At 68.4% G+C, this 5,847-nt stretch carries 5 protein-coding genes and 1 pseudogene; 4 read left to right on the plus strand and 2 right to left on the minus strand.

Translation table 11 applies throughout. The annotated features are described in order from the left end of the window. Both ACDELDRAFT_RS18175 and ACDELDRAFT_RS18180 read right to left on the minus strand, forming a co-directional pair. A pseudogene (locus tag ACDELDRAFT_RS18175) lies at positions 1 to 394 on the minus strand (glycine zipper 2TM domain-containing protein); the annotation flags it as partial. Between the two features lie 117 nt (positions 395 to 511). After that, positions 512 to 1,423 (minus strand): YihY/virulence factor BrkB family protein, encoded by a 912-nt coding sequence (locus tag ACDELDRAFT_RS18180; RefSeq protein ID WP_100084465.1) that lies wholly within the window; start codon positions 1,421 to 1,423, stop codon positions 512 to 514. 243 nt (positions 1,424 to 1,666) lie between these two features. Here ACDELDRAFT_RS18180 and ACDELDRAFT_RS18185 point away from each other — a divergent pair, with 243 nt between their 5' ends. The 4 genes from ACDELDRAFT_RS18185 to ACDELDRAFT_RS18200 all read left to right on the plus strand — a co-directional run. Next, positions 1,667 to 2,479 (plus strand): IclR family transcriptional regulator, encoded by an 813-nt coding sequence (locus tag ACDELDRAFT_RS18185; RefSeq protein WP_005799458.1) that lies wholly within the window; start codon positions 1,667 to 1,669, stop codon positions 2,477 to 2,479. A 623-nt stretch (positions 2,480 to 3,102) separates the two neighbouring features. Then, the gene (locus ACDELDRAFT_RS18190) at positions 3,103 to 3,876 is read left to right on the plus strand and encodes an SDR family oxidoreductase (protein WP_005799459.1); all 774 of its coding nucleotides are present in this window, start codon (positions 3,103 to 3,105) and stop codon (positions 3,874 to 3,876) included. Positions 3,877 to 4,034: 158 nt separating this feature from the next. Then, positions 4,035 to 5,255, plus strand: a complete 1,221-nt coding sequence (locus tag ACDELDRAFT_RS18195; protein WP_005799460.1) for an acyl-CoA dehydrogenase family protein — start codon at positions 4,035 to 4,037, stop codon at positions 5,253 to 5,255. Between the two features lie 182 nt (positions 5,256 to 5,437). Then, the coding region (locus ACDELDRAFT_RS18200) for an AMP-binding protein (RefSeq protein WP_005799461.1) at positions 5,438 to 5,847 on the plus strand (410 nt) is incomplete at its 3' end.

Raw genomic sequence — 5,847 nt, forward strand, 5'->3', positions numbered from 1 at the left:
GGCCCTGGTCGGGCCGCGCCACGGCTTCTTCGTAGCGGGCAGGCTGCGCCATGGGCTGCGCTGGCTGCGGGTAGGCACGCGCCTGTGCACGCGGGGCTGGCGCCAAGGGCGCGGGCTGCGCTATGTATTCAGGAGCTGGTGGCGCCCGCCTGTCTTGCGCTACAGGCGCTTTTTCATCGATGACCTCGGCTTCGGGCGTGCGCGCGGCCACAGCGGCCAGGGCCTGCGGCTCGGTGGGGACGCTCTTGCGTTGCTGCACCACCAGGGTTGCGCCCAGCGCCACCACGCACAAGCCCAGCGCGGCAATGGCGCCCCACAGCCACTGCAGGGGAATTCTGGACGGCGCGGGCGTCTGCGCGGCCGTGGGTGCCATGGAAGGAAGATGGGATTGCATACGAAAAACCTTTCAACATTGAATACGCCACACAGCCTGGCTGCGGGCTTGCAGCGAAGTTACACATTGCGCGCTGCAAATACCGCCCCGCCGGGGTAAGCAGCGGTAACAAGTTGCTCAAAGCGCCCGGGGCGCGCTGCGGCCGGCGGCGCCCCGCGCTTCTTCATAAGCGCGGGCACACGCCGCAGAAACCAGCAGCACAGCGGCCGAGAAATAGATCCACATCAGCAGCACCACCAGCGAACCCGCCGCCCCGTAGGCAGACACCACCGCCGCCGTCGACAGATACACCGCCAGCACATGCCGCCCCGCAGTGAACAGCGACGCCCCAATCACCGCCCCCAGCCAGAGAAAACGCAGCCGGGGCTTGGGGCCGGCGCTCATGCGCATCAGCCCCACGAAGAGGGCCGCGCACACGGCAAACGCCGTGGCCTCGTTGAGCAGGCGCAGCAGCGGCGCCATGGGCAGCCAGCGGCCGGCCCACCCGGCAAACAGGTTCAGCAGCGTCGTAACCACGAGCGACACCAGCAGCAGAAAGCCGAAGGCCAGCACATAGGCCACGCCGCGCAGGCGCAGCGAAACACTGTGCCACCAGGGCTGGGGCGGCACCTCCCCGCGCCCATGGGTCCACAGCCGCTGCAGCGCCGACTGCAGTTCGCCAAACACCCCCGTGGCACCGAACAGCAGCACCAAAAAGCCCAGGGTCGATGCCAGAAGGCCCTGCTCGGGCGCCTGGGCGCTGCGCAGCGTCTGGCGGATCACCGCGGCACCTTGCGCACCCACGATGGTGCCGATCTGCGCCACGATGCCCTGCTGCAGGCTGTCGCGGTCCAGCCACCAGCCCAGCACCGCAACCAGCAGCACCAGCAGCGGCGCAAGGCTCAGCATGCCGTAGAACGACATCGCCGCACTCATGCGAAAACCATCGGCGTCGGCCCACAGCCAGACCACGCGGCGCAGGGGCATCAGACTCTGCCAGCCTCCACGCACGGGGGGCGGCGCCTGGCTTGCGGTGGCGGTGTCGTTCATGGGTTTGGAGAAGATGTGTGAAAAGGCATTGGGGTCGCACACGTGCCGCTGGCTGCGGCACGGACCCGTAGCGCGGGGGCATGGCAACCCGCTGCGCCCACGGCCCGCGCCTTTCGCTGACATGGATTGGCATTGGTACGGTAACGCCGCCTGCGGTCTTGCCGCTATCGGACAGACAAGGCGTTATGGGTAGGCCGTCTCCCACGCAGAAGGCGCCGCCCGGTGCGTCGCGATAATGCGCGCATGCCCGCAGCCCCCGCCCCACGGCCGCCCCGCCAGCGCCCGCACCGCCCCCCGGAAGACCGCCATTTCGTCACCGCGCTGGCCCGGGGGCTGGAGGTTCTGGCCTGCTTTCGCTCGGGCGACAAGATGATGGGCAACCAGGAGATCGCCCAGCGCTGCAAGCTGCCCAAATCCACCGTCTCGCGCCTCACGGCCACGCTCACGCGGCTGGGTTACCTCATCCACATGGAAGACAGCGGCAAATACCGGCTGGGCACGGCCACGCTCTCGCTGGGCAGCGCCATGCTGGTGCGGCTGGACGTGCGGCACGTGGCGCGGCCGCTGATGCAGGACCTGGCCGACTATGCGAAGGCCGAAGTGTCGCTGGGCACGCGCGACCGGCTCTCGATGATCTACGTCGAGAACTGCCGCAGCTCGGCCCTGCTGACGCTCAGCCTGGACGTCGGCTCCCGCATCTCGCTGCCCGCCTCTGCGATGGGGCGCGCCTGGCTGGCCTGCGTGCCCGAGGCAGAGCGCAATGAAGTCCTGGCGCAGGTGCAAGCCCGCGACGCCGATGCCTGGCCCGCCGCGCGCGACGCCATCCAGCACGCGCTGCACGAATACCGCACGCTGGGCGTGGCGCCTTCGTTTGGCGAATGGCAGAAAAACGTGAACGCCATCGCCCGCGGCTTTGACCCCGGCGGGGGATTGCCGCCCATGGTGATCAACTGCGGCGGACCGTCCTTCAACCTCTCGCGGGACTTTCTGCTGAACGAAGTGCGGCCCCGGCTGATCGAGATGGTGGCGCGTATCGAAGCGGCGCTCTACCGCTAGCTAGCCCGGGCACGGGCACCAGCCGGCTGAGTGCTGAGTGCTGAGTGCTGAGTGCTGAGTGCTCAGCGGATGCCGCCAGGCCGCACGCCGGCTCCTGGCGCATCGGCACCCTGCCCATCCCTGCGCAGCCCGCGCGCGTGGCACGCGGGCGCGGCCCACGGACATTGCCAGATACCACCGGCACCGGGGCGGCACGAGGCATTGACGGGGAACTTCGTCCAGCGCCCGCCCTTCCTCACCACCCGACGCCCCTTGGTACGGCGCGTGCTGCGCGACTTTGCCAGAAGTTCTGCCAGAACCTTGCTGGAGGATCAGGCACGGTGCCTCCGTAACCGCGCGGCTCAAGTTTCGCAGGTGACAGACAGCCCAGCACGGGCGCCCTAGCATGGCCGCATGCCTGACTGGGCGCGTTGCAAGGCGATGCCCCGGGGCGCCCCTCCTCTTCCAGCCCATGAGCACCACTTCTCTGATTTCCTGCGCAGTGCACGGCCCGCCGCCGCGATAGCCGCCGTGCTGCACACCTTGCCCAGCCCAATCGACGCCGCAGCGCGGCCATCCATTTTCAAACAGTGCTGAAACACGACCGGCCCATCGGGGCCGCCAACCACCAAGGAGCAACCGCCATGAGCGTGAAACAACTCTTCGATCTGTCCGGACAGGTCGCCCTCATCACCGGCGGCTCGCGCGGCCTGGGCCTGCAGATGGCCGAGGCACTGGGCGAGATGGGCGCCAAGCTCGCCATCTCGGCGCGCAAGGCCGACGAGCTGGCGCAAGCCAAGGCGCACCTCGAAGGCCTGGGTTACGAGGTCGAGACCGTGGTCAACGATCTGTCGAAGTTCGACCAGATTCCGGCCATGGTGGACCAGGTGCTGGCGCGCTTCGGCACCATCGACATCCTGGTGAACAACGCCGGCGCCACCTGGGGCGCCAACGCCGAGAACTATCCCGACGCCGCCTGGAACAAGGTGATGGACCTGAACGTGAACGCGCCCTTCTTCCTCTCGCGCGAGGTGGGCAAGCGCGTGATGATCCCCAAGGGCCGGGGCAACATCATCATCACCGCGTCGGTGGCCGCCATCAAGGGAACGCCGCCCGGCATGAACACCATCGCCTACAACACCTCCAAGGCCGCCGCGCTGCATTTCGCGCGCACTCTGGCGTCCGAGTGGGGCCATTACGGCATCCGCGTCAACGCCATCTGCCCGGGCTTCTTCCCGAGCAAGCTGGCCAATGGCCTGATCGAAAAGCTCGGCCCCACCATGATCGAGCGCACGCCGCTGCGCCGCATCGGCGGCGACGAGGACCTCAAGGGCGCCGTGGTGTTCCTGGCCTCGGACGCCTCGCGCCACATCACCGGCCAGGGCTTGGTCGTGGACGGCGGCGCGAGCTTGATCTGACAACCTCCTGAGGCGCTGCGCGCCTTCCCCCTTCTCTCGCGGCGCTGCGCTTGCAGGATGGGGGACGCAGCCCTCGCTGCGGGGCGGTCCTTGCTCAGCTGCCCTGACCTGGGCCGCGCCCATCCCGTCGGCCTCGTTTTTTTTCAAAGGATTTGCACATGGATTTCTCCTACTCCCCCAAGGTCGTCGACCTGCAAAAGCGCCTCACGGGCTTCATGGAAGAGCACATCTACCCGGCCGAAGCCGTGTACCACCACGAGGTGGCCGAGAACCGCAAGGCCGGCAACGCCTGGCAACCCACTAAGGTGATGGAGGAACTCAAGGCCAAGGCCAAGGCGGCCGGCCTGTGGAACCTGTTCCTGCCCGAGTCGAAGTTCGGTGCCGGCCTCACCAACCTCGAATACGCGCCGCTGTGCGAGATCATGGGCCGCTCGCACGTGGCGCCCGAGGCCTTCAACTGCTCTGCGCCCGACACCGGCAACATGGAGACCCTGGTGCGCTATGCCACCGAGGAGCAGCAGCAGCGCTGGCTGCTACCCCTGCTCGACGGCACGATCCGCTCGGCCTTCGCCATGACGGAGCCCGCCGTGGCTTCGTCGGACGCGACCAACATCGAGGCGCGCATCGAGCGCGACGGCGATGAGTACGTGATCAACGGCCGCAAGTGGTGGACCTCGGGCGCGCCCGACCCACGCTGCGAGATCCTGATCTTCATGGGCAAGACCGACCCCGGCCATGCCAGCCGCCACCGCCAGCAATCCATGGTCCTCGTGCCCATGAAGACCCCGGGCGTGACCATGGAGCGCGCCCTGCCCGTCTTCGGCTACGACCACGCGCCGCACGGCCATGGCGAGGTGAGTTTCGACAACGTGCGCGTGCCGGTGGGCAACGTGCTGCTCGGCGAGGGCCGGGGCTTCGAGATCGCCCAGGGGCGCCTGGGCCCCGGGCGCATCCACCACTGCATGCGCCTCATTGGCGTGGCCGAGCGCGCGCTCGAACTCATGTGCCAGCGCGCCCTGGGCCGCGTGGCCTTCCACCGCCCCGTGGCCGACCAGGGCGTGACGCGCGAGCGCATTGCCAACGCGCGCATCCTGATCGACCAGGCGCGCTTCCTGGTGCTCAACGCCGCCTACATGATGGACACCGTGGGCAACAAGGTCGCGCAGAAGGAAATCGCCATGATCAAGGTGGCCGCGCCCAGCATGGCCTGCCAGGTGATCGACTGGGCCATGCAGGTGCACGGCGGCGCGGGCGTGAGCGACGATTTCCCGCTCGCCGCCGCCTATGCCGGCGCGCGCACGTTGCGCTTCGCCGACGGCCCCGACGAGGTGCACCGCAACCAGATCGGCAAGATGGAACTGGCCCGGTATATGAAGTAATCCCCTCTGAGTCGCTTCGCGCCCAGGGGACGATGCCCGTGGCCGGGCCCCGCCCGTTCCACAGCGTCCGCTGGCATGGCCTGCTCCGCGGCCTTCTGACCCGTGGCGCTGCGGCCGTGCCACACGCCCACGGGCAACGATGCGCCAGGGATCACTGAAACCCCATTGCTCACGAACCACCCATGTCCGACCGCCATTTCGCCCACTGGCCGCGCACGCTGCCGCGCCACCTCACGGTGCCCGCCACGCACCTCTACCGCAACATCGACGTCTCAGCCCTGCGCTACCCCGACAAGGCGGCGCTGGTGTTCTACGACGCGGTCATCTCCTACGCCCGGCTGCAGGACGAGACCGAGCGCCTGGCCGCCCACCTGCAGCAGGTCTGCGGCGTGCGCAAGGGCGACCGCGTACTGCTCTACATGCAGAACAGCCCGCAGTTCATCATCGGTTACTACGCCATCCTGCGCGCCGACGCGGTGGTCGTGCCGGTGAATCCGATGAACCTCACCGAGGAACTGCGCCACTACGTGAGCGACGCCGGCGCGCGCACCATCCTCGCGCCGCAGGATCTGTTCGCCCAGGTGCGCCCGCT

The sequence above is a fragment of the Acidovorax delafieldii 2AN genome (genome assembly GCF_000175235.1).
GTDB lineage: Bacteria > Pseudomonadota > Gammaproteobacteria > Burkholderiales > Burkholderiaceae_C > Acidovorax > Acidovorax delafieldii_B.